This is a genomic window from Actinokineospora spheciospongiae (genome assembly GCF_000564855.1).
Classification (GTDB): Bacteria; Actinomycetota; Actinomycetes; order Mycobacteriales; family Pseudonocardiaceae; genus Actinokineospora; species Actinokineospora spheciospongiae.
This window is the reverse complement of the sequence record NZ_AYXG01000047.1, coordinates 1-1,778: the sequence shown is the minus strand read 5'-3', so window position 1 is coordinate 1,778 and position 1,778 is coordinate 1. Positions and strand designations below refer to the sequence as shown.

Sequence of the window (1,778 nt, the reverse complement as noted above, 5' to 3'; positions counted from 1 at the left end):
CGCCTCACTCGGTCGCACTGGGCACATGATCGCCGTAGGGGCCCCGCCCAAGCACATCCACCCACCCGGGCACGCCCCCAAAAATCCCGGGCCCTTGAAACACGACCGAGCAGATCGGCCCACCCAGCCCCCACCGCACAAGGTCCTGGGCTCGAAAGCACGGCAGGCGGATTCAGACAGGCACCGAGAACATCCCAGCTCGTCAAGCAGAAACCGAGGAGCCGGGTTCGCGGTCACGGTTCGCGGAAGCCTGCACAGCACGCTTCCTGGCCTGCTTGAGCACGCTGATCAGCTTCGTCTCGTGCGCGGGCCCGGTGGGCCCGGCGGTGCCGACGGCCATGGCGTGCCACAGGAACGCCAGCTCGCTGACCGCAGCCTGGTACTCCTCCACAGCGGCGGCCGCCTGCCGCCCGTTGCGCCGCCGCACCCGGGCACGCCACTCCTTGCGCCCGTGCAGGCTGGCCAGCGCCTCGACCTCCGACGGCAGAATCCACCGCGATTCCACCATGGCGGGCAGGGCGGCGGCGATCACCCGCTGCTCCCGCTTGCGGTGCCAGCCGACCAGCCACAGCACGGAACCGAACAGCGGCACCATCAGCAGGAAGTACACCCCGAGGAAGGTCGAGGCGGTGCCGAGGGTGGCGGAGGCGTTCCAGGTGGCGTGCAGCAGGACCGCCGCGACGTACCCCGCGATGGGGGCGAGGACGCGGGTGCGCGCGGAGGTGGTGCGCGCGGCCACCCCGATCCCGATGCCGATCATGACCGTGAACAGCGGGTGGGTGAACGGCGAGAGCAGCCCGCGCAGCACGAACGCGGCGATCACCCCGGGCGAGGTGCTGTCGCCGAAGCCGTAGTCGGAGAACGCGCGGCCGAAGTAGTAGATGTTCTCGGTGAACGCGAACCCGGCCGCGGTGAACCCGGCGAACACGATCCCGTCGATGACCCCGTCGAACTCGGTGCGCAGGAACAGGTAGACGCCGAGGATGAACACCCCCTTGGCCGCCTCCTCGAACAGCGGCGCCGACACGACCGCGCTGAGCTTGTCCCCGTTGCCCTGCCCCAGCAGCAGGTCACCGACGGCCTCAGCGGTGTTGTTGATCAGCAGCGCGGTGATCGTCGCCCCGCACGCCCCCCACGCGAAAGCCGACCAGAGCAGCTTCGCGGGCTCCGGCTCCCACCGGTCCACCCACAGGAACGCCGCCACCACCGGCCCCACCGGCAACAGCGCGGCACCGACCCCCACCAACTCGGCCACCAACCCGACCCTGGCCGTGCTCAACGCCAACAGCGTCAGCCCGCACCCGGCGAGCACCACCAGGGCGACGACGGGCAGCAGGACCGTCAACCTGCGGGGCGTATGCCGGTGCAACTGCGCTTCAGACACGAACGGTGATCTTACGGAGCGAGGCGCGTGAACCCACCCAGCGGTGGACGCCCGCTGTGGACAACTCCGGCTCAGGTCCCCGGTTCTGTCGGTGCCCCACACTTGGATTGATTCGGGGGCTGCTCAGAACGGCACACGGCTGGCACGGGCTGTGCACTGGTGCCCGGCGGCGAGGTACGTCGGCGGCACAGCGGCAGCAGTGCGGTTGCGGCGCAGCAGCAGCGACACGGCGGCTGAGGCAGCGCGGCGGCGGTGGCAGCGGCATGGCGGCGGCGCGGCAGCAGCAGCGGCAGCGGTGGCAGCAGCGGCGGCGGTGGCAGCGGCAGCAGCGGCGGTGGCGGCGGCATGGCGGCGGCGCGGCAGCAGCAGCGGCAGCGGTGGCAGCAGCGGCGGC

General features: G+C 71.4%; 1 protein-coding gene. It reads right to left on the bottom strand.

What is annotated here, in order from left to right:
* Positions 1-202 precede the first annotated feature (202 nt).
* Positions 203-1,384: a PrsW family intramembrane metalloprotease gene (locus tag UO65_RS06285; RefSeq protein ID WP_052020801.1), complete on the bottom strand. Its 1,182-nt coding sequence runs from the start codon at positions 1,382-1,384 to the stop codon at positions 203-205.
* Positions 1,385-1,778: the final 394 nt, after the last annotated feature.